The organism is Pseudoalteromonas prydzensis (assembly GCF_001661495.1).
Taxonomy (GTDB): domain Bacteria; phylum Pseudomonadota; class Gammaproteobacteria; order Enterobacterales; family Alteromonadaceae; genus Pseudoalteromonas; species Pseudoalteromonas prydzensis.
The window spans coordinates 138407-159970 of record NZ_BDDT01000001.1 but is presented as its reverse complement, the minus strand read 5'-3'; the positions used below and the strand labels follow the sequence as shown (position 1 = coordinate 159970).

Sequence of the window (21564 nt, the reverse complement as noted above, 5' to 3'; positions counted from 1 at the left end):
AGCTGTTTAATTGCTTAGTTAATGACTAAAAAAGGGCCCGAAAGCCCTTTTCTTACTTTGCGTCACAGTGTTAGCTGTGAAACTCGAATTAACGAGTACGTGGGCAAAGCTCTTCGTCAGCGAAGAAATACGCGATTTCGCGAGCAGCAGATTCAACAGCGTCAGAGCCGTGAACCGCATTTTCGTCGATGCTATCAGCGTAGTCAGCACGTAAAGTACCAGCTAGTGCTTCAGCAGGGTTAGTAGCACCCATGATTTCGCGGTTTTTAAGAACAGCGTTTTCGCCTTCAAGAACGGTAACCATTACTGGGCCAGACGTCATGAAAGATACTAAAGCACCAAAGAAAGGACGCTCGCTGTGCTCTGCGTAGAAACCTTCCGCTTTCTCTTGTGAAAGGTGAACCATTTTAGCTGCAACGATTTTAAGGCCAGCAGTTTCGAAACGGTTGTAGATAGCGCCGATGTGGTTTTTAGCAACTGCATCAGGTTTTACGATTGAGAAAGTACGCTCTAAAGCCATCTTTATGCTCCAATAATTTTTAAGTAAAAGTGTGAATATTAACGGGCGCGAATTATACGCGTTTTAAACAAAAATGCCTAATTTTATTCATGAGGCGTGTGCTGTATTTTAATGGATGAGGGGAAAAGCGCGCCTCGTTACTTTAATTTAAAACTCAATCAGGCACCAGAATTTGAAAGTAGCCATATATTTTATATAGAGATAGGCATTGATGAGCAGCAAATCTTGCTTGAAACGACGGAACTATTAATCTCTGAAAACTAAAGGTGTTGGGATAGAGCAAAATAAGCGGTTATTATTTTTTGGTTTAATTATTAATTACCTAAAACGAGTATCAAAGTGAACAACTTAGACTACACTAACGTATATTTAGTTTGTATGGCGGCTGTTCTGGCTCAAGTGACCAATGTTTATATCAGGAAGTGAGTATGTTTTTTAATAAAACGCTAAAAAGTGAGAATGCTGAATTAAAAAGTAAGCTTTTTAAGCAAGAGCAGGTTAAAAAAAGCTTAGACGAAGAGATGCTGGTTTTAATCATTGATAAAACAGGGCTAGTCACAGCACAAAATAAGAACTTTGCAGACGAGCTAGGTTACTCTGAACAGCAACTTATTGGAAAAAAGCTACTAGATTTTGTGCCAAGTAACGCCAGAGATACTGGGCATTTTAAAAGCTTAAAAAAAGCAATAGAGCAGCGTGAACATTGGGTTGGTGCATTGCAGTTTGTTAATGTCAATGGCGAACAAGAGTGGTTAAGAAGTATTTTGCAACCAGTTGTGGACGAACAAGGCAAGCCTATTGAGTTTACTTTGCATTCAAATGTGTTAACGCGCACGATTGAAACCTCTCGCGAGCATCAAGATTTAATCAAAGCCTTGCATCGGGCCATGGCGGTTATTGAGTTTGATACCAATGGCATTGTATTAACTGCAAACGAAAACTTTTTAGCTGGCATGGGGTATTCACTTAAAGAGATTGTTGGTCAACATCACCGTATTTTTTGTGAGCCTGAAGAGGCAAACTCTGCTGAATATGATGCCTTTTGGAAAAAGCTCAAAAGAGGCGAGTACGTTTCAAGCCGTTTTAAACGCATAGATAGTTATGGGAGAACGGTTTGGCTTGAAGCTTCTTATAACCCGATTTTCAATGAGCAAAACGAACTGTATAAAGTGGTTAAATTCGCGACTGTTATTACTGAGCAAGTTGAGCGCGAGCTCGCTATAGCTGAAGCAGCTGATATTGCGTATAGCACTTCAATTGAAACTGATCACCTTGCCGACCAAGGGGCTGCGGTTATTGAGCAAGCAGTCAAAGTGATGAACGAACTTGCGGTGCAAATGTCGCAAGCAGGGGATGAAATATCAGCATTGGATAAACAATCACAGTTAATAGCAAGCATAGTACAAAGCATTAGTAGCATTGCCGATCAAACTAATTTGTTAGCATTGAATGCTGCGATTGAAGCCGCAAGAGCAGGTGAGCAAGGGCGAGGTTTTGCGGTAGTCGCCGATGAAGTGCGTCAATTAGCATCTAGAACCAGTAAAGCCACAGAGGAAATTGTTGAAGTGGTACAAAAAAATCAATCCTTAACGCAGTCAAGTGTGAAAGCCATTAAGCAAGGTGAAGATAAAGCACAAGAAGGGTTAGAGCTGTCAAACGAGTCTGGCATTGTGATGACTAATATTAAAAAAGGTGCCCAGCAAGTGGTTGATGCAGTAAGTCAATTTGCCAATCAATTAAAGTGAGTTTTATGATTTCGATCAAAACATCTAAATTTAACTAACCTTATACTGTCGCGCTTTATTACTTGATCTGACTTTCAGGTTATTTTCATGCCACTGGCTTGACCCCAGTTTTATGTATGGAGCGCGCATGTCGTCAATTATCACCCCGTTTATCCCCGAGTTACTTTCACCTGCTGGCAGTTTAAAAAACATGCGTTACGCATTTGCTTATGGTGCAGATGCCGTTTATGCCGGGCAACCTCGTTACAGCCTAAGGGTACGTAATAATGAGTTTGACCTTGAAACACTTAAAGTCGGTATTGATGAAGCGCACGCACTGAAAAAAAAGTTTTATGTAGTATCAAACATCGCGCCACATAATGCTAAAGTCAACTCATACTTACGCGATATTGAATCGGTAATTGCGATGGGGCCCGATGCCCTGATCATGTCAGATCCTGGGCTGATAATGCTAGTGCGTGAAAAGTGGCCACAGGTGCCCATTCATCTATCAGTCCAAGCCAATGCAGTTAATTACGCAAGCGTTCAGTTTTGGGCAAAACAAGGTATTGAACGAGTAATATTATCGCGCGAGTTATCGCTTGAAGAAATCGCTGAAATTCGTCAGCTATGCCCAGAAACAGAGTTAGAGGTATTTGTGCACGGCGCATTATGTATGGCGTATTCAGGGCGTTGCTTACTTTCAGGCTATATAAATAAGCGCGATCCTAACCAAGGCACTTGCACCAATGCGTGCCGTTGGAATTATGATGTAAAACCTGGCACTGAAAACGAAACCGGCGAAATAGTGCACAAGTTTGACCCAAGCACGGTTATTCCAACCCTAGGCGAAGGCGCGCCGAGCGATGATATTGTAATGCTTGAAGAGCAAGGCCGCCCTGGTGAATACATGCCAGCGTTTGAAGATGAACACGGCACATATATCATGAATTCAAAAGATTTACGCGCCGTACAATACGTAGAGCAGTTAACAAAAATGGGCGTACACAGCTTAAAAATAGAAGGCCGCACTAAGTCGTTTTATTATGTAGCGCGTACTGCACAGGTTTATCGTAAAGCCATAGATGATGCCGTAGCGGGGCGCCCATTCGATACTAATTTATTTAAAACGCTGGAAAACTTAGCACATCGCGGTTATACCGAAGGCTTTTTAAAACGCCACGCCCATCAAGATTATCAAAATTATGAATACGGTCATTCGGTGTCCGATAAACAACAATTTGTAGGTGAGGTACTAGGGCGTAGTGACAGTGGTTTGGTTGAGATTGATGTTAAAAACAAATTCTGTGTAGGTCATTCATTAGAGCTAATGACCCCTAAAGGTAATATTAGCTTTACCCTTGAATGCATGGAAAACAAAAAAGGCGAAAACATCACAGATGCCAAAGGTTCAGGGCATATTGTCAAAATTCCACTGCCAGATAATATCGATTTAGAACATGCGATATTAATGCGTAACTTGGATGAAAACCAAGACACCCGCAATCCGTTTAAGCAAGCTGTTTAACTACCGATTAAATGCTTATTCATGGCGTACGTATTATCAAGCTGTTGCTCTATTAAGTTAATCGTTTGCTTATTTACGTCTAGCGCTTTAGCTGTGTCTTTAAAGTTGAAAATAATCTCTGCTATTTCAGATATGATCACTTGTACCTGCTTCCAATTTGCATAACCTGCTGCAGAGGCCAGCTTTTGAATCGCTTTTAGTGGTGGATTTTTTCCAAATCCGGCAAATGAAGTCGCATGCTCGTTAAAGGGATGAGGACTAAAGGTTACATCATAAAAAGGCGCTAAATCCCACTCACCTGAATCTTCTTGTAAAAAAGCCCAGTTTTTACTGTGATCATCTTGATTACAGCTAAATAAATTAAACATCGCTCGACGAAATTGTAATTGTCCTGCAGCAGGTGATTTGCATAAAACACGACTCGCTTTAATTAAATCTTCATAATCTAACGTGGGCGTACGGAAATCAGCATCTAGTAAGCCACATGCACTGTGCATATGTTTGCAGCCCATTTTACCACCCATTAATTTAAACCTATCGAATCGCTTTAAGGCAAGCCATTGCTTTGCACCGGTTCCTTCTGGGGCGGGTACTAGCAATCTCTGAGGTGGGTTTAATCCCGCTTGTTCAGCTAAATTCAAATATACAGCTTCACATAACCCTTCCTCATGCCCTAAAGCGAGGTTTTTGGATGTGAATTTGATTAACCAAGCATCATCGCCCGTTTTAGGCTTTGTTCTACATTCTTGTATATTATTGTCAGGAAAATAAATTTGAGCTTTAGGGCGTGCACCGCCGGAACTGCCAGCAGCCACTAACGCAGAAAGCACTTCTTCTGTTTGCCCGTCAAATATTGCTTGGGCTTGTTGACCTAATGTAGCAAGACCAGCCTCATCGTCATTTGTGCCATCATAATGAGTTTCAGGTGTAAACGATAATGCGCCCATAGCCGAGTGGCCAACAAAAGATAAGCGGTCCATTGGGGTCACAAAGTTAGGCATTATATTATTTTGTCTGAATACACGGTCCTGTAGTAGTAACCCCCACCCATCAGGCAAACAATCAGAAAATACCCCATGCAATCCATTATGTGGGGTTTTAGGTGCTAACTGAACCTCTCTATTAAAGGCGAGTGAAAATGGCGAAAGATTACCGTAAGTGTCTAAATAGCTTTGATCGAATTGAAAGTAAATACCTTGCCTATTTTGAGCAAGTACACCCACCATTAACTCTGATGAATCTGATAATGTTCGTTTTACTTCTAGCTTATCTATGGGTTTAAAGGCCATTGTTTAACACCTGATCAATAGACGTTGGCGCATTTTTATTTTGAGCTGGCACTTTTGTTAAGTCATATAAACGAGTTAAGTCGTCGAGTGTTTGCCACAAAAGCAATAGCTGTCTGAATGAAATAAGCCCTGTAACCTCAAACTTTTTTATTGTAGAAGCAGGTACTGTGCTTTTTTTAGCTAACGCCTCGCGTGACATTTTTGCTTTTTTTCGAAGCCCTTTTAAGTGCTCGGCAAAAGCCAGTTGCACATCACCTTCGCTTAATAATAGATAATTAATAATAGAACCTCACGAACCTCGTTGGACATTACTGTATCCAAAGTTGCTTTTTTATGAACTTAATGGATATTATAGTGTCCATTTCTTGGTTGTAAAGTTAATGGTTGAATGCGAATTACCTAATATAATTTTTATTGATTAAGATCAACAAAGCAACACAGAATAAAATGCATAATTTACGGCTGCAAATTTATGCTAGAAGTACTAGCTCTAATAAATGAGGTTAGTGAGTGGCTTTACTAATAAACAGTAAATGCATTAACTGTGACATGTGCGATCCCGAGTGCCCCAATGAAGCTATTTACATGGGCGCTAAAATTTATCAAATCGATCCTGCCAAATGCACTGAATGCGTTGGTCATTATGATAAGCCTACTTGCGTGAGTGTATGCCCCATTGATTGTATAAAGCCCGATCCGAATCATCGTGAAAGTATAGATGAACTGGCCGAAAAGTATGTGAGATTGATGGGTTAAAAATACTGCCCATTATTACCGAAAAATTTAAACGCTTTGTAGATACGTTTATGACAGGTTTTAAATTTTGCAGACAGTGTCTGCAAAATTGTACAAGTTATTGTATCGAGCGTTTGCAATCCTTATCAAGTTAGGTATTGATTTAAATTTAACTGCATGACCATAATTCACTCAACTATTCAGTTACTTGCAAGTTATGGTTAACAATCCATTAAGTCTGGCTGTGTACAATTGCCGCCTTTACAATTGTTAACCAGTAATGGACCCGCACATTCAATGGCAACCTCAACGTGTTACTCACCTTTAGCAGCATCGCTGCGTTTTTCTGTTCTTAGTTTATCGGTTTTTAGTGCTATGAATGTAGCTGCTGCCGAGCAGTTAACAAACACGCCAGCTGAAAAAGATATGGAAGTGATTGAGGTGCGAGGTATTCGCTCAAGTATGGCTGAAAATTTAGCTGTTAAGCGTTTATCTAGTTCTGTTGTGGATGCTATTACTGCTGAAGACATTGGTAAATTCCCTGATAAAAACGTGGCTGATTCATTAGCACGAGTACCGGGTGTAGTGATTGACCGCGAAGGCGGTGAAGGTTCAACGGTGAGCATTCGTGGTTTATCGTCTGATCTAACTTACACGCAGTTAAATGGTAATTTTATTGCCTCATCACCGGGGGAGCCATCGCGTTCATTCGATTATGCTTTGTTACCATCGGCGATGATCGCAAGTGTTGAAGTATTCAAATCACCTGAAGCGCGCCTTGATGAAGGTGGCGTGGGTGGTACGGTATTAATGCATAGCCGCAAACCGCTGGATATGGAGGCTAATTCGGGGGTTTTTAATGTTGAAACTACTTATGCCGATGTAACAGAAGATTATGAGCCTCAGTTTACTGGTTTGTATTCATGGAAAAACGATAGTGATAGCGTTGGTTTTTTACTTGGCTATACGCGCCAAGAGCGTACCAATCGTACGCTCTCTGGTGGTACTGATGCTAATGTATGGCGCTACAATGGCGCGCAGCCCAGTGATGTGAATGGCAATGCGGTTAATAACAGTAATGACTGGGGCGTTGTGACTGATGCCAACAGGCAAGGTTATGAGAATATATGGTTTCCGCAAGTGGTGCGCAGCTCTGTAGTAAATGAAAAGCGTGAGCGTGAAGGCGTGCAGTTTTCAACTCAGTGGCGACCAACTAATCGCATTGAACTGGGTTTTAATTACTTTGGTTTTAGTTTACAGCAACAGCGCAGCGAATCGCACGTTGATATGCCTGAATGGGCGCTAAATCCGGACTTTTTAACAGGTATTACACTTGATGAAAGTGGCACAATTGTCAATGGCATGGACTATAGCGCCATGGCCAGTGGTGTTGAAAAAGATATGCAATTGCCGTGGTTACGTGGCAGTTATGTAGATGAAGAGTCTAGCTCTGATACTTTTGATTTTAACTTAAGCTACGAAGGCGATAATTTTAAAGCACGTTTTGTGGCGGGTAAAACTAAAGCCAAAGGCGGGCCAAAAGAAAGCTGGCAAGCAGCGTATAAAAGCTCAAACGCGGGTGAAGGGCAAAGTAACATTGAGAACGCAGCGCAAAGTGCTGCTTGGTCAATCAGTGATGACCGTATTTCGATGCAGATTGACCCTAACACATTGAATAACTTACTCGCAGGTGTTGGCGGTGGTCGTGATGCCGGCTCATCGAATTCAAGTTTTGCACGTAGCACCTTAGCAGAAAACTACTACCAAGCTGACGTTGATTTTTATGTTGATTGGGGCATATTGACCACTATTCGCACTGGTGCAAAATACCGTGATGCGTCACTGCACCGCGAAACGGGCAACAACTTTTTCCTTGATCCGAGTTTTGATATTGCTGCAGGTGAGGCAAGCGCCGGCGGCATTACGCAATTTGATAGTTACCAATGGAATAACGGTATGCCAGCAGCGCAAGATGTGTTTAACAGCGCGGGCGAGGGCAATATTGCTGGTGGTTTTAATATCAACCTCATGCCGACTATCAATTGGCATAAATATCGCGATTATATTTACAGTAACTATGTGCCGTATACCCGCATTGAAGATAACTTTGTCTATGATATTGCTGAGCAAATTAGCGCGTTTTATTTGCAAGGGGATTTTGAATACAGTGATCTGCGCGGTAATTTAGGTGTGCGGGTAGTGCAAACTAAAACCACCAGCGCCTCAACTGATCTCTATACCTTTTTATTGGATGAAACCGATGATGAAACGGGCGAGCCGATCACAGGTGATGATCGCTTAATTGAGCAATACCAATTGATCACACAACAAACAACAGACACTCACGTATTACCCAGTTTAAATATTGCGTGGGATGCCAGTGATGATGTGGTGGTCCGTGGCGCGCTTGCTAAAGTGATGTCGCGCCCCGATTATGGTGATTTAGGCAGTCAACAGCGTATTACTTTCGTATCTGATGAATGGGCTGCTGATCGTGCTGCGTTTAACGAGCAACCCGGGTTTAGCGGCAGTGGGGGTAATAAAAATTTAAAAGCGTTTGAGTCAGTACAAGCCGATTTATCTGTTGAGTATTACTATGCGCCAGGCTCTGCATTAGGTGTGGCGTTATTTCATAAAAAGGTGGATAACTTTGTGGTGCCATTGGTGATTGATTCACAGCGTGAATTTGCAGGCCAAGCAGGCGTTGTTGATGCTGGTACTATCACTATTTCACCTTATAGCACGGTAGGTAATGGCAGCGATGCCGTCTCTAAAGGGGTGGAAGTGTTTATTCAACATGCCTTTGAGAGCGGCTTTGGTATTTATGCCAACTACACATATAACAATACCAATCAGGCTGATGTAACGGTTGCTGGTGAAAAGTTTGCTGAATCGCCATTAATAGGCAGCGCTGACTATCAATATAACACTTCGGTTTATTATGAAGGGGATAGCTTTAATATTCGCGCGTCATACAATAAACGAGGCGAAACCGTGCTCGGTATTAATAGTGGTTTAAACGTGTATCAAGACCCTTACCAGCAAGTAGATGTAAATGCCGCGTATAACTTTACCGATAGCTTTAGCTTTACCGCAGCGGTAATTAATTTAACGCAATCAGAGTCGGTAACCCGTTTGGGTAAAGATACCGATGCTCGTTTGTTGAATACCAGTTACTCAGGTCGTCGCTATTACGCTGGGTTTAATTACAGTTTTTAAAGCAGGAATGAGTGATGACTGCAACAAAATTAATTGAGTGAAGGTCTAATTGATACATCGGTATATTGGCTTTTACGCACACGGGTACGCAGTTTTTCTTGTTCTAAAACGTGACTAGCGTCGATATCATTTAACGGTATGGTATCTTCGCGGCTGAGATTGCCATCGGCCACTAGCGATAAGTAACGAGAACAACACACTCGCAAAAATGAGGTGAAGTTACCGATATCATGATCAGCATCAAGAGACTCAAGGTAGAGCTTAGTGATCATTTGATTTACGGTCATTTGATCGCGAAAAGCCACCTCTTCTAAAATATCCCAAAAAAATTCTTCGAGACGAATTGAGGTAACCACGCCATCAATGCGTAAAGACTTGGTACGGCAGGTCCACAATCGACTGTCGGCATTAATAAAAAGTTGGCACATAGGTTACCTCGTGATGCTGCTAAATTACGATTATAGCAAGGCTACAAACTGTTTTAACATGGCTGGGTGCGCAGGCCAAGCAGGGGCTGTGACTAATTTGCCATCGGTAATTGCGCCATCCATAGGTAACTCAACGTACTCGGCACCCGCCATTTTTACTTCAGGTTGGCACGCAGGGTAGGCAGATACTTTTTTACCTGTGATCACACCTGCAGCAGTGAGCATTTGCGGGCCGTGGCAAATAGAGGCAATTGGTTTATCCGCTGTAGCAAAGTGTTGAATTATTTCGATTACTTTCGCGTTCAAACGTAAATACTCAGGGGCACGGCCACCGGGTAAATACAAGGCATCGTAATCAGCGGCATTAATGTTGGCAAATGTCGCGTTAAGTGCAAAATTATGACCGCGTTTTTCGGTATAGGTTTGGTCGCCTTCAAAATCATGAATCGACGTTGCGATAGTGTCACCCGCTTTTTTATCAGGGCATACAGCATCAACCTGATGGCCCATTGCCAATAATGCTTGAAAAGGCACCATGTTTTCATAGTCTTCAACAAAGTCACCGGTGATCATAAGTACTTTAGCCATGTTTTGCTCCTTGTATTGAGTGTGCAAATGTATTTTCGTGCTGCTTTGTAACGCGCTTTAATGCACTGAGTATTTAGTAGAGCATAGCTAATTATTGAGCGGGTAATATAGGAATACTACAAGCCATTTTAGGTTATTAAAATCGAGATTGATTGTTTAGTGCGATTGATTTTAATAAAAAACTAGCCTACTATCTCAGCAACTATTACTGATAAGGCTCGTTATTTTGCGCATTACGCCGCCCTAGGTTTTCCCCTCTCTAAATTGCCATAATTTAAATGGCTATCAATTGCTGCCTTGCAGCAGGTGCTTTTATGCACCATCAAAAATACTTAAACAACATTGTTCAACTTACTAGACACTTTACTTAGGTATTGTTGTGTTGACTGTGTGGTTTATCAGATTTTATCAATCTCAATTATGTTTTTAGTTAAAGCTAAATGATTTTCTTATCAAAGCGGATATGACTTTGTAGGTGATCTTTTAATTGGCATGAGCCTCACATAATGAAGTTGATAACACATAAAACAAACAAGGTTTTTTATGTTCGAAAAATTTAAACTCGAGTGGTTCGCCAACATTCGTGGCGATCTGCTTGCGGGTATTGTGGTTGCATTAGCGTTAATTCCTGAGGCTATCGCGTTTTCTATTATTGCAGGGGTTGACCCTAAAGTGGGCTTGTATGCGTCGTTTTGTATTGCTGTGATCATTGCTATTGTGGGCGGCCGCCCTGGGATGATTTCTGCAGCAACCGGTGCGATGGCTTTATTAATGGTGACTTTAGTAAAAGATTATGGCCTTGAGTATTTACTGGCTGCGACTTTACTGACCGGTGTAATTCAAATAATTGCAGGCTTTATTAAGCTTGGTAGCTTAATGCGTTTTGTATCGCGCTCTGTGGTTACTGGCTTTGTGAATGCTTTGGCTATCCTCATTTTTATGGCGCAATTACCTGAGCTTACCAATGTAACTTGGCACGTATACGCGATGACTGCCGCTGGTTTAGGCATCATTTACTTATTCCCGTATTTGCCGGTAATTGGTAAATCAATTCCATCACCACTGGTGTGCATTGTGACGCTTACCATATTTGCTATGTTTATGGGCATGGATATTCGTACCGTCGGTGATATGGGTGAACTGCCTGACACATTACCGATCTTCCTATGGCCTGATGTGCCGCTAAACCTTGAAACGCTAATGATTATACTGCCTTATTCAATTGGCTTAGCTGTGGTTGGTTTATTAGAGTCAATGATGACGGCAACTATTGTCGATGATTTAACCGATACACCAAGTGATAAAAACCAAGAGTGTAAAGGCCAAGGTATCGCTAATATTGGCGCAGGTTTAATGGGTGGAATGGCAGGTTGTGCCATGATAGGTCAATCTATTATAAACGTTAAATCTGGCGGGCGAGGGCGTTTATCGTGTTTTATTGCCGGGGTGTTTTTGTTATTTATGGTGGTGTTTTTAGATCAATGGTTAAAACAAATTCCGATGGCTGCATTGGTTGCTGTGATGATCATGGTCTCAATTGGTACCTTTTCATGGAGCTCAATACGGGATCTGAAAACAAATCCATTGTCGAGTAGCTTGGTGATGATAGTGACTGTTGCGGTCGTGGTGGCAACACATAACTTAGCCATCGGTGTGTTTGTTGGAGTATTAATGTCGGCATTATTTTTTGCTAATAAAATTGGCCGCTTTATGGTGGTGCAAACCCAGCAAAGTAATAACCAGCGTAGCTATAACGTGATAGGCCAAGTGTTTTTTGCATCGAGCGAGCAGTTTATCGCGTCGTTTGATTTTAAAGAAGTGGTTGATAAAGTAGTGATTGATTTAACTCATGCACATTTTTGGGATATCACGGCGGTTACTTCACTCGATAAAGTGGTGATCAAGTTTAGACGTGAAGGTGCAGAGGTTGAAATCATTGGTATGAGTGAGGCGACTGCAACGATGGTTGACAAATTTGCAATTCATAACGATCCACAACAAGTTGAAAAGCTAATGGCTGGCCATTAAGGAGTGACACATGAATAAAGTAATTACCTGTATTGATGGCTCAAATTTCACAGATGCTGTGTGTAACGCAGGCATTTGGGCTGCAGATAAATTAAGTGCCCCTTTGGTATTTTTACATGCCATTGAAAAAGACCGCAAAGTACATAATGAAAACCTCAGTGGTGCAATAGGGTTTGGCGCAAAATCAGCATTGTTAGAACAAATGACCGAACTCGACGAACAGCATAGCAAGCTTGCGCTGCAACTAGGTAAAGAATTGCTTGAACATGCACAGCAACGAGCTATTACTAAGGGCCATGACCAGGTCGAAAGTACGCAGCGCCATGGCACGATCACTGATGCCATTTGTGACCTTGAAACGGATGCTCGATTAATTGTGCTCGGCCGATGTGGGCAAGGGGATAGCGCATCGTTTAAAGCGCTTGGTTCTCATATTGAACATGTTATTCGACAAGTTCATACGCCGGTGTTAATTGCTAATCAAGATTTTATTCAGCCAAAAAGCTTTTTACTTTGCTACGATGGCAGAGAAACTGCCGATAAGGCGTTGCAGCGCATCGTTGAAGGGGGCTTATTAAAAGGTTTGAAATGCCATTTAGTGACGGTAAAAAATAACCAAGACGATCAGTACAGCAAGTTTAAAGCCGCAGAAACATTGTTGCTTGAACATGGTTTTGATGTGGAAGCCAGTTATTTAACGGGTGATATATTTGAAATACTGATTACTTATAAACAAAGTTATGCCGTTGATATGGTGGTGATTGGCGCTTTTTCGCACTCTAAATTTAGGCAAGTACTGCTTGGTAGTAATACCATGAAAATGATTGAGAATAGCCAACTCCCATTACTCGTTTTGCGCTATGGTTAACCTCTCCAGCAGCTTATGGCTGCTGGAGGTTTATAGTATATCGTGTTGCCAACGCTGGGCTAAAAAATCAATAAACGCTCTGACCAAGTTTTGTTGATAGTTACGCGATAAATAAACGGCCCATAAATGGCTTCCTGGAGTTGAGTAGTTAGGCAGTACTTTAACCAATTGTTTTGTTGCTAAATATTCTTGTGCTAAATCACAAGGTAAATTGGCAATCCCCATTCCTCTGATTGCAGCCTTGCGTACTACCGACATGTCATTGGCGCTAATATTGCCTTTAACGCTGATTTTTTCATCCGAATTTTTGCCTAAAATATGCCATGTTGCACTCCCAGTGTGTAGCAAACAGTTGTGCTGCAATAAATCTTGCGGAGTTGTGATGTCACCTTTGCTATTTAAATACTCTGGGGATGCGCACATAACTGTATTTATAAACATTAATTTACGGGCAATGAGCTGTTCATTGGGTTGATGAGTGTAACGCAAGGCAATATCTACACGCTCATCGACCAATTGCGACAGGCTATCAGAGAGCACCAGTTGAAACTGCGTACTTGGGTGCATTGCAACAAATTCTTCGATTGCATCAAATAGCATGTTTTGCCCAAGTCCGATAGGCGCTGCCACCCTAATTGTGCCCACTAGCTCATTATTATGGCTATGGGCTCTACTTTGTAAATCAGATACGCTGCTGAGTATTTGCTTACAGTAGGCAAGTGCTTCTTCGCCTTGATTGGTTAAACTCACTTTACGGGTGGTACGGTGAAACAGCCGCAAGCTCAGCCACTGCTCAATGTCTTGTACGTGGCGGGTGACTTGTAAGCGGCTCAGCTCTAAGTTGTCAGCAGCTTTTGTAAAGCTGCCACAGCGGGCAACTTCAACAAAGCTTTGGATTGCAGTTATTTTGTCCATTAGTATCCTGAAGTGAACTAATGTGTATCTATAAGGTTTATTTATCATCAATTAGTAAGCAAGTAAACTGATTATCAACAGCTGAGGTGCTACTCAGTCAGATGATAAATACTTTTTAAGGATACAGATATGAACATTACTATTTTAGGCGCAACTGGTTGGATTGGTGGTCACATTATGACGCAGGCGAAATCAAACGGTCACAATGTAACGGCGGTTGTTCGTGATGCAGGTAAAGTAACGGATGGTACAGCGATAAAAGAGTTTGATTTGCAATCTGAACATGACATTTTAGAGGTATTAACTGGCGCCGATGTAGTAATTGCCTCGATTGGTGGCCGTGCTGCTGGTGATCATGATCTCGTTGCCCGCACTGCAGAGCGCTTATTAGCGGCACTTTCAGGAAGTAACACGCGACTATTGTGGGTTGGTGGTGCGGGAAGCTTAGAAGTTTCTCCTGGCGTAACTTTAGTATCATCCCCCGATTTTCCTGCTGAATATAAAGCTGAAGCATTAGCACAGGGTGAGGCGTTAAAGGTATTCAGATCAACAAGCACATCAACACAATGGACGTTTGTAAGTCCTGCTGCGGTTATTTACCCTGGCACGAGTGAAGGTGCGTATCGTATTGGTGGCGATGCTTTTTTCACTGATGAGCAAGGTGAAAGTAAAATTTCGGTCACCGATTACGCTATTGCGATGCTGGATGAAGCACAAAATGCAGCGCATATTAATCAGCGCATCAGTGTGGCTTATTAAGCTATTTGTCGGGCTTTTAAAGCATTACTGTCAATCAGACATGACTGGTGGATAATGATTAAAAGCCTAATTTTTGCATCTGTGGTCCGATAAACGTGGGCTAAAATGCCCATTGGCTCAGCTCAGTAATACGAACATATTATTCGTATGTAAGCTAATCTTTAGCAATTATTTCTTCCTTCGCTTTTACAATGATCTTATGTTTAGACTATATTTTTACAGGTAACTGATTAATTATTTATAATTTTAGTGCAATCTTATAATCAGTTTATTCATGCAAAGATTGCCTTCACTACTTTAGAAGTGACGCACTGTATTGATGATTAGCTATTCCGATTTGGCCGAACGAAAACTCACCATTAGGTTCTTCTCCGTAATTGGCTCGGTGACAACCCTTGGTATGGCGATAATCGCTTTATATAATAATCAATTTATTTTGGCTTGCTCGTTATTAGGCTCATCGGCTTTATTTGCTTCTCCTTTTTGTCTTGGTGATAGAGTCGCTGTTTCCTCCTTAATCGTTTTATACACCTTATATACCCTAATGATTTATTTAGTGCTTACAGGTGGAAGCCATGGTACAGGGCCTATTTGGATTTTCATTGTATCCCCAGTTACTTTTTTTGTTCGCGGTTTTAGACGTGGCATTATTGATTTAATTATTTTTGTAACTTGTGTTACCGGTGCTTTTTACTTATCGAATTACTGGGAATTTTATAGTGGTTATTCGGTTTATTTTCCAACTCGGATTATTGCTTCTTTTATCATTGTTGCTTTATTGAGTGGCTTTTATGAATATTTTCGGCAAATTTACAGCCAACGTTTGATTGAGCTAATACACAAAAATGAATATTTAGCGACTCGCGACCCTTTAACTAACCTACCTAATCGACGTTATGCTATGGCGGAACTTGAGCAATTTGCAAAGCAGCAGCAAACGGCGAGTATCATTATTGCGGATGTAGATAATTTTAAAAAGATTAACGATCAATATGGTCACTTAGTTGGCGATGAAGTACTAAAACATCTGGCTGATTTATTTGTTGCTCAGTTAGGTGAAAATGATATGGTGGCGCGCTGGGGGGGAGAAGAGTTTTTATTTTTTCTACGCCATAAAAATAAACAGCAAGCTACACAATTTGCCAATGAGATCCACCTTGCTTTATCACACAATCGTTTAGATATAGGTGCAAACCAACTGGCTGTTACCGTGAGTATGGGTATTAGTACATTAACAACGGCTGTGTCTATTGATAAAGCGATGCACAAAGCTGATGAACTGCTTTATCAAGCTAAGGAGCAAGGCAAAAATCAAACGTGTGTTTAAAGGAACGCAATGAATACTTTATATATTACAGGTGCGGGTGTGAGTGCAGCCAGCGGTATTCCTATTTTTCGTGGTGAAGATGGCTATTGGACTATCGGTAGTCAAAATTATACGCCGATGGAAATGGCTACACGTGGCATGTATGAAAATAACCCGCGAGAATTTTTAGCTTGGTATTATCACCGCTTTGCCACTTATCGACATCATGGCCCTAATGAGGTGCATCATTGGCTGAGTGATAAAAACTTAATTACGCAAAATATTGATGGCTTAGACGGCAAAGCAGGGAATGCTAACTACATTGCAATTCACGGTCGTCTTGATCAAATGACCTTGTTTCACCATCAAGGTGATGACGTTACACCGCAAACCACTCCTTGGGATAACGTAGACGAAAGCCGTTTGCATGATTCGTTACTTGAGTTGTTCCATATTGAAAACCAGCAACCGCAGCTTAACCATTCTTTTAAACCGTATGTGCTGTTATTTGATGAATATTACACTGAGCTTTATCGGATCACACAAGCACAGCAGCGAATGCTCGCTGCCGATAAAATCGTATTTATGGGCACTTCGTTTAGTGTAAATATTACCCAAATGGCATTGGAGATAGCCCGCAGTTACGATATTCCAATTGAAGTGGTTGATCCTGAGCCTGCGCACATAATGCACCCTAATGTCAGTTATAAAAAAATGACTGCATTAGAGTACATTCAAGCTGAAGGTTAGCTACTGTGCTTTGGTTTGCGTTGCATTAAGTCGCAAACCGAGTGGATCAGTAATAAACTCAGCAACGCCTGAACTATTTAATTCTAAAATTGACTCAGGCGCTTGTTGAAAGCTTTGCCAATTGATTAAACCAGGACCATTTGGATTACCTGATTTTATAAAATTAGTCACATAGCGGTGCATGGTTTTGCCCGCTTGTTTATCTTGCTCAGTAGTAACATGGCCGTATTTGCTTGCCACGGTATTAAAAAAGTAAGGGATTTCGGTTGCGTGTGCAGCCCCTTTCGCATCTAATGTTTGTGCTACGTAAGCGAATCGATAAAGGTATGCATCTTGACCATTTTTGCTAAAGCGCTGGGCAGTAAAACGAGCAGGTTCTTGCATTCGCTGGTCTTGGCCAACTTGGTAGTTTAATAATGCCAGTGGCTTGTTATTTTCAGGATCATAGGCAAGCTGAGCTTGTATGGCATTATCGCCAAAGCTGTTAAATAAAGCCTGCTTAGTGTCATAATTTGCATAGCCGATATCATGATTAGTGGTACCAACCATCAACGGCACTTTACTAAATTGACCACTAAGTAGGTTTTCGCTGGTGCTGCCAGTTATGAGTGTACCGTCTAAAATTGGCCCGCCAGAGTAAGTGACAACAGCATTATTCACTTGGCCTAAGTTACTGAGGTTTAAATTATCAACAATAGCTTGGGCGGGGAGTTCACGCAGTGCTGTTAGGCTACTTTTATCACTGCCGGTTATTTGATGTTGGGCGGCAAAGTTAACGCCTACTTGCTCGGCTGATAATGTGCCTGGATCATCACTGTGAAGTGGTAATTGATTAAATAACTCGCGGCCACCGCCAGACATAATAATCGCTTTATGAAACAACCCTTGCGCACTGGGCGTTTGCAGCATGGCATGTACTGACTTACCACCAGCGGATTCACCCATAATGGTTACTTGGCTTGGATCACCACCAAACTCAGAGATGTTATCTTTAACCCATTTTAAAGCAGCGACTTGGTCCATTATTGCGTAATTGCCAAGCGCGTCATTTTCAAAACTGCTCAGTGCAGGGTGGGCAAAGAAACCAAATCGACCTAAACGATAATTAAAACTAACAAATACCACTCCTTGTTTAGCAAAGCTTGCGCCTGAATAAACCTCTGGAGACGCGCCGCCGTTAACAAAACCTCCGCCGTAAAACCACACTACCACAGGGTAGCCAGCATCGCTTTGTTTAGCGGGTCTTATTACATTTAAATACAAGCAATCTTCTGCCGGTGGAGTACCTAGTGGTGCGGCATCGCCTGCAAATGGTTTTTGCATGCAGTCGGATGCGTAGTGATCAGCTTGCTTAACGCCTTGCCACTTAGGCACAGGTTGTGGCGCTCGCCAACGATAATCACCTACAGGAGGTGCAGCATAAGGAATGCCTTTAAATGCTATTATTTTACCAGACTCGGTTCCTTGCACTACACCACCCGTTACATCTACGGTGGTGTTTGATGTGGCTTTTGAGCAGCCTTGTAATGTAATTGCTGTAAGCGTCAAGCAAGTCAAAAAAGCAAGTGTTTGTGGTGAGCGCAATAGCATGGTTAACCTCTATATAGATGAGCGTGTCGTATTTGAGAGCCAATCGATATTAGCATAAAAAATGATGGGATAGATAAAGGCGTAAATAAACCAAGGTGATTATATAGGGGGTATAACCACCTTGGTTAAGTATTTGGCAAAAGGCTAATTTAAAACCTTTAATCTCCTGGGCAGAAGTGTGCCAAATTTGTTGCTCTAGCAATGATAGAAAAGCTTAAAAACGGGTACGAATACCAAACGTAATACGACGCTCAAAGATATTTTGCGTGATCACATGATCTGACCATTGTGCGTAAATATCTTCTTTTTCCTCAGTTAAGTTGCTTACCGAGGTATAAATGCTTATATCTTCGGCAAATTCATAGCCTGCATACATATCAAAATATAGTGTGCTGTCGGTCCAAAATGGCACTACGCCTTCACCCATTGGTGAGCTTAAGCTGTCTAAGCGATCGCTACGGTAGTTAGCTGCAAGACGCAGTTGTAATGGGCCTTTTTCATACCAAAGCACCGCGTTGGCTGACTTTTCTGAGTTATCTTGAATTGGTAAACTTTCGCCATAAACATCCACGTTTGCACTGTCACTTGGTGCGTAAGTAAAGTTAACTGATGTGCCTAAGCCATCAAAGGGAGCTGGTAAAAAGTCGAATGCTTGCTGATAAACAACTTCAAAGCCTTTTATGTCACCACCTTGGCCATTTATTTCTGTGGTTACAGGCACTTCACGACGAATAACGCCATCAATGTCAGGTAAGCCTTGCATGACAATACCGTTTTCAACAAAGGATTCTATGTCCATCAAAAAGGCGGAAATACTTAGTAAGCCGCTGTCATTAAAATACCACTCAGCAGATAAGTTATAGTTACTTGAACGCCATGGCTCTAGATCAGGATTACCATTTTGACGACCCTGCACGGCAACTAATAAATCAGGGCTCACACCAAGCTCAGCGGCAAGTACATCACCTGCGCGGGTACGACCAACGCTTACCCCTCCGGCGAGCTTTCCAATATCGAGGGTGGTCATGGTTTTACCGTAACCTGCACGTAAAATAACATTTTCGGTGAGGTTTAAATTAAAGTTCATTGATGGTAAAAAGTCGGAGTAATCGCGATTTAGCCATTTTTCACCGGTTTTTTCACTCGCCGTACATAATGAACAAGGACGCTCTGAACCGAGTTGGTTTTGCAGCATATCGAGTTCAGTTTTAATGTATTGCGCACCAATATTAGCGGTATAACTCAAATCACCTAATTCGCCAGCAAAGTTAGCTTTAAAGTAGGCGGTTTGGGTTTGCTCTTTCACTTGATAAGTACGAGACGGGTTAGCCAAGCGTTTATTACCCGGGTAAATAGCATTTTGGAATGCCATTGGGTCGTCCATCACTTTCGGATCGATTAAGTAAAAACTATGTCCAGCGCCGCCAGGGCCTAAACCATTGACTTGGTTGACCCAACCTGCGGGCATATCACTAAAAAAGTTGGTTTTACCTATGGTTAAATCACCACCTGCTACGCTATTTTCACCGTCGCCATTGGTATCACCTAGTGATGCGCCAGAATCTTTCCACATTACATCGGCACTAATATCGCCAGTGGTAAATGGTGCTACGAGAATATAGGTTTCACGCTCTACGTCACGTTTTGATGCCCGCAGACCAAAATCAAAATTCTGTAGGTGATCTGTGTCAAAGGCGTAATGACCATCAATACGGGCAACATCAAGTGTGGCTTCTTCTTCAAAGTTATTTTCAGAGTAGGTTGATACCAGATTATATTGGCTTATATCGTTGCCAAACCCTTCAGCAAAACCAAGGGTGAGGTATTCGCCACTGCGAGAAAAGCTCACATCAACGTCTTCTGGACCGTAACCGTTAGGGTTAACAGGGGTAATGCCATCACCATGATTTTTTAATAAGCCATGTTGTGCACCAGAGGTTAAAAAGCCGTGGGCTACATTTTCAGTATGACTGCGCTCAGCCTCGCCATGAATATATCTAAACTCCCCTGAAAGTGGGCCATCACCTTGGTATTCGAATAAAAAGCTGGCGTTGGTTGATTCACGATCGTTCGTTAAACTTTCAGAGTAGGCACTAACACGGCGAACTTTTAAATTAGCTTCATTGACTGTGTATATTTGTCCGCCATTTTCATTATCTAAACGGGGAATAAAGTTATCAGAATACGCCCAAATAGAACCACGGGCATTATCAACCATCACCCCTTGTTTACGATCGGCGTCATCCATTTTGGTGTAAAACAAGTCACCGGTAAATGTTAGCGAATCAGCAATTTGATATTGAATAGTCGTGTTTAAACCAAGACGATCACGCTCGGTTTCACGGTCCATCACGCCATAAAAGCGTTGGCTATAAAAGCTGTCGTTAAAATCACCGTCACCATTAAAATCGCGGTCGGTTTCATTTTGTATTTCTGAAGAGGTTAAAATTGTGCCATTACGATAGTTTGCTAAGGTACTTTCGTCATAGGCGGCTGTGACAATAATACCAAATTTGTCATTGTTGTAGCCGGCAAACGCCACCAATTTAGGATCTGTTTGCTCAGATAAGCTGCCGCGGGTGGCTTCCCCTGTCAGTGAGAAGGTAGTGCCTTGGTCAAGATCAAAGGGTCTGCGTGTTTTTAAATCGAGAGTACCAGAAATACCACCGGCTAGCGTGTCTGCTTGAGGTGATTTAAGCACATCAATGCCTGAGAGTAATGCGGCAGGCACATCAGTAAAATCTGGTTGTAGAGTTGTAATTGAACCGGCACTTAGAAATTGTTCACCATTTAAAAGAGTGGTTACTTGCGGCATACCCCTTACGTTAATGGTAGAGCCTTCGCCGGCGGAGCGACGGATTTGTATACCAGGGATACGTTGCAGCGTATCAGCAATGGTTACATCAGGGAGTTTACCTATGTCTTCTGCGGTAATAGAGTCCATTACCCCGGTGCTAAAACGTTTATTGTTAATATCTTGTTTGTTACTGGCTGCAATACCACGTACTTCGATGGTTTCTATTTTATCATTTGCAACGGGTGTCTCGTCAGCGGCATAAACCCCTAGACTTGAATAACCACAGATAATAGCAGCCACAGTTTTTGCTATTGCGCTCCTGTTTAGTGTGGCTTGGCGACGGTTTTTAATGTTCATGTTGATGTACCTCATCCTGTATTTTAGACGTTGATTATTATTTTTTGTTAATTTGTAACAATTGTTGACTATTGTTCTGTTATTAATTAACATCACTTTTAAGCAAAATGCAATAACAATTACATTAACATTTGATAATTTTTTGCTTCTTAATGTAATGTTG

At 41.8% G+C, this 21564-nt stretch carries 18 protein-coding genes; 10 read left to right on the top strand and 8 right to left on the bottom strand.

Annotated features, from left to right (window positions below; all coding sequences use genetic code 11):
* Positions 1 to 88: 88 nt before the first annotated feature.
* A complete protein-coding gene (gene ndk / locus A7968_RS00670; protein ID WP_008111339.1) occupies positions 89 to 520 on the bottom strand; it encodes a nucleoside-diphosphate kinase in 432 nt (143 codons plus the stop codon).
* A 111-nt stretch (positions 521 to 631) separates the two neighbouring features.
* Between ndk and A7968_RS23085 the strand changes: the two genes are divergently transcribed.
* The 3 genes from A7968_RS23085 (at position 632) to trhP (ending at position 3772) form a co-directional block, all read left to right on the top strand.
* Positions 632 to 784: a hypothetical protein gene (locus A7968_RS23085; RefSeq protein WP_157586605.1), complete on the top strand. Its 153-nt coding sequence runs from the start codon at positions 632 to 634 to the stop codon at positions 782 to 784.
* A 164-nt stretch (positions 785 to 948) separates the two neighbouring features.
* Positions 949 to 2265, top strand: a complete 1317-nt coding sequence (locus tag A7968_RS23670; protein ID WP_064664656.1) for a methyl-accepting chemotaxis protein — start codon at positions 949 to 951, stop codon at positions 2263 to 2265.
* A gap of 127 nt (positions 2266 to 2392) precedes the next feature.
* Positions 2393 to 3772 carry a prephenate-dependent tRNA uridine(34) hydroxylase TrhP gene (trhP, locus tag A7968_RS00660; RefSeq protein ID WP_064664655.1) on the top strand — a complete coding sequence of 460 codons (1380 nt, stop codon included), beginning with the start codon at positions 2393 to 2395 and terminating at the stop codon, positions 3770 to 3772.
* Here trhP and A7968_RS00655 read toward each other — a convergent pair.
* Both A7968_RS00655 and A7968_RS00650 read right to left on the bottom strand, forming a co-directional pair.
* The gene (locus A7968_RS00655) at positions 3769 to 5061 is read right to left on the bottom strand and encodes a type II toxin-antitoxin system HipA family toxin (RefSeq protein WP_064664654.1); all 1293 of its coding nucleotides are present in this window, start codon (positions 5059 to 5061) and stop codon (positions 3769 to 3771) included. The genes trhP and A7968_RS00655 overlap by 4 nt on opposite strands.
* Positions 5051 to 5341, bottom strand: coding sequence for a helix-turn-helix domain-containing protein (locus A7968_RS00650; protein ID WP_064664653.1), 291 nt, complete (start codon positions 5339 to 5341; stop codon positions 5051 to 5053). The genes A7968_RS00655 and A7968_RS00650 overlap by 11 nt, the downstream gene beginning before the upstream one ends.
* A gap of 230 nt (positions 5342 to 5571) precedes the next feature.
* On the opposite strand from A7968_RS00650, the gene A7968_RS22780 reads away from it, so the two are divergent.
* Positions 5572 to 5817: a YfhL family 4Fe-4S dicluster ferredoxin gene (locus A7968_RS22780; protein ID WP_084447949.1), complete on the top strand. Its 246-nt coding sequence runs from the start codon at positions 5572 to 5574 to the stop codon at positions 5815 to 5817.
* Positions 5818 to 6093: 276 nt separating this feature from the next.
* Entirely contained in the window at positions 6094 to 9015 is a 2922-nt protein-coding gene (locus A7968_RS00645) for a TonB-dependent receptor (RefSeq protein WP_064664652.1), read from the top strand.
* Between the two features lie 29 nt (positions 9016 to 9044).
* Here the strand turns inward: A7968_RS00645 and A7968_RS00640 are convergent, their stop codons facing one another.
* Both A7968_RS00640 and A7968_RS00635 read right to left on the bottom strand, forming a co-directional pair.
* The gene (locus tag A7968_RS00640; protein WP_064664651.1) at positions 9045 to 9443 is read right to left on the bottom strand and encodes a ribbon-helix-helix domain-containing protein; all 399 of its coding nucleotides are present in this window, start codon (positions 9441 to 9443) and stop codon (positions 9045 to 9047) included.
* A gap of 30 nt (positions 9444 to 9473) precedes the next feature.
* Entirely contained in the window at positions 9474 to 10031 is a 558-nt protein-coding gene (locus tag A7968_RS00635; RefSeq protein ID WP_064664650.1) for a DJ-1/PfpI family protein, read from the bottom strand.
* Between the two features lie 543 nt (positions 10032 to 10574).
* Here A7968_RS00635 and A7968_RS00630 point away from each other — a divergent pair.
* On the top strand, positions 10575 to 12059 hold the full coding sequence (locus A7968_RS00630; protein WP_064664649.1) for a SulP family inorganic anion transporter: 1485 nt from the start codon (positions 10575 to 10577) through the stop codon (positions 12057 to 12059).
* A gap of 10 nt (positions 12060 to 12069) precedes the next feature.
* Entirely contained in the window at positions 12070 to 12927 is an 858-nt protein-coding gene (locus tag A7968_RS00625; RefSeq protein WP_064664648.1) for a universal stress protein, read from the top strand.
* A gap of 30 nt (positions 12928 to 12957) precedes the next feature.
* On the opposite strand, the gene A7968_RS00620 is transcribed toward A7968_RS00625, so the two are convergent.
* Positions 12958 to 13842 (bottom strand): LysR family transcriptional regulator, encoded by an 885-nt coding sequence (locus A7968_RS00620; protein WP_064664647.1) that lies wholly within the window; start codon positions 13840 to 13842, stop codon positions 12958 to 12960.
* 129 nt (positions 13843 to 13971) lie between these two features.
* On the opposite strand from A7968_RS00620, the gene A7968_RS00615 reads away from it, so the two are divergent.
* From A7968_RS00615 to A7968_RS00605, 3 genes are all read left to right on the top strand, one after another.
* Positions 13972 to 14601: an NAD(P)-dependent oxidoreductase gene (locus tag A7968_RS00615; protein ID WP_064664646.1), complete on the top strand. Its 630-nt coding sequence runs from the start codon at positions 13972 to 13974 to the stop codon at positions 14599 to 14601.
* A 337-nt stretch (positions 14602 to 14938) separates the two neighbouring features.
* A complete protein-coding gene (locus A7968_RS00610; RefSeq protein ID WP_167542944.1) occupies positions 14939 to 15928 on the top strand; it encodes a GGDEF domain-containing protein in 990 nt (329 codons plus the stop codon).
* A gap of 9 nt (positions 15929 to 15937) precedes the next feature.
* A complete protein-coding gene (locus tag A7968_RS00605) occupies positions 15938 to 16657 on the top strand; it encodes an SIR2 family NAD-dependent protein deacylase (protein WP_064664644.1) in 720 nt (239 codons plus the stop codon).
* Here the strand turns inward: A7968_RS00605 and A7968_RS00600 are convergent, their stop codons facing one another.
* Positions 16658 to 18247 (bottom strand): carboxylesterase/lipase family protein, encoded by a 1590-nt coding sequence (locus tag A7968_RS00600; protein WP_064664643.1) that lies wholly within the window; start codon positions 18245 to 18247, stop codon positions 16658 to 16660.
* Between the two features lie 214 nt (positions 18248 to 18461).
* Positions 18462 to 21401 (bottom strand): TonB-dependent receptor, encoded by a 2940-nt coding sequence (locus A7968_RS00595; protein ID WP_064664642.1) that lies wholly within the window; start codon positions 21399 to 21401, stop codon positions 18462 to 18464.
* Positions 21402 to 21564: the final 163 nt, after the last annotated feature.

Excerpts from the sequence above, each read along its gene's own strand:
- ndk (WP_008111339.1), bottom strand. The coding sequence starts at position 520 with ATGGCTTTAGAGCGTACTTTCTCAATCGTAAAACCTGATGCAGTTGCT.
- A7968_RS23085 (WP_157586605.1), top strand. The coding sequence starts at position 632 with ATGGATGAGGGGAAAAGCGCGCCTCGTTACTTTAATTTAAAACTCAAT.
- A7968_RS23670 (WP_064664656.1), top strand. The coding sequence starts at position 949 with ATGTTTTTTAATAAAACGCTAAAAAGTGAGAATGCTGAATTAAAAAGT.
- trhP (WP_064664655.1), top strand. The coding sequence starts at position 2,393 with ATGTCGTCAATTATCACCCCGTTTATCCCCGAGTTACTTTCACCTGCT.
- A7968_RS00655 (WP_064664654.1), bottom strand. The coding sequence starts at position 5,061 with ATGGCCTTTAAACCCATAGATAAGCTAGAAGTAAAACGAACATTATCA.
- A7968_RS00645 (WP_064664652.1), top strand. The coding sequence starts at position 6,094 with ATGGCAACCTCAACGTGTTACTCACCTTTAGCAGCATCGCTGCGTTTT.
- A7968_RS00640 (WP_064664651.1), bottom strand. The coding sequence starts at position 9,443 with ATGTGCCAACTTTTTATTAATGCCGACAGTCGATTGTGGACCTGCCGT.
- A7968_RS00635 (WP_064664650.1), bottom strand. The coding sequence starts at position 10,031 with ATGGCTAAAGTACTTATGATCACCGGTGACTTTGTTGAAGACTATGAA.
- A7968_RS00630 (WP_064664649.1), top strand. The coding sequence starts at position 10,575 with ATGTTCGAAAAATTTAAACTCGAGTGGTTCGCCAACATTCGTGGCGAT.
- A7968_RS00625 (WP_064664648.1), top strand. The coding sequence starts at position 12,070 with ATGAATAAAGTAATTACCTGTATTGATGGCTCAAATTTCACAGATGCT.
- A7968_RS00620 (WP_064664647.1), bottom strand. The coding sequence starts at position 13,842 with ATGGACAAAATAACTGCAATCCAAAGCTTTGTTGAAGTTGCCCGCTGT.
- A7968_RS00615 (WP_064664646.1), top strand. The coding sequence starts at position 13,972 with ATGAACATTACTATTTTAGGCGCAACTGGTTGGATTGGTGGTCACATT.
- A7968_RS00605 (WP_064664644.1), top strand. The coding sequence starts at position 15,938 with ATGAATACTTTATATATTACAGGTGCGGGTGTGAGTGCAGCCAGCGGT.
- A7968_RS00600 (WP_064664643.1), bottom strand. The coding sequence starts at position 18,247 with ATGCTATTGCGCTCACCACAAACACTTGCTTTTTTGACTTGCTTGACG.
- A7968_RS00595 (WP_064664642.1), bottom strand. The coding sequence starts at position 21,401 with ATGAACATTAAAAACCGTCGCCAAGCCACACTAAACAGGAGCGCAATA.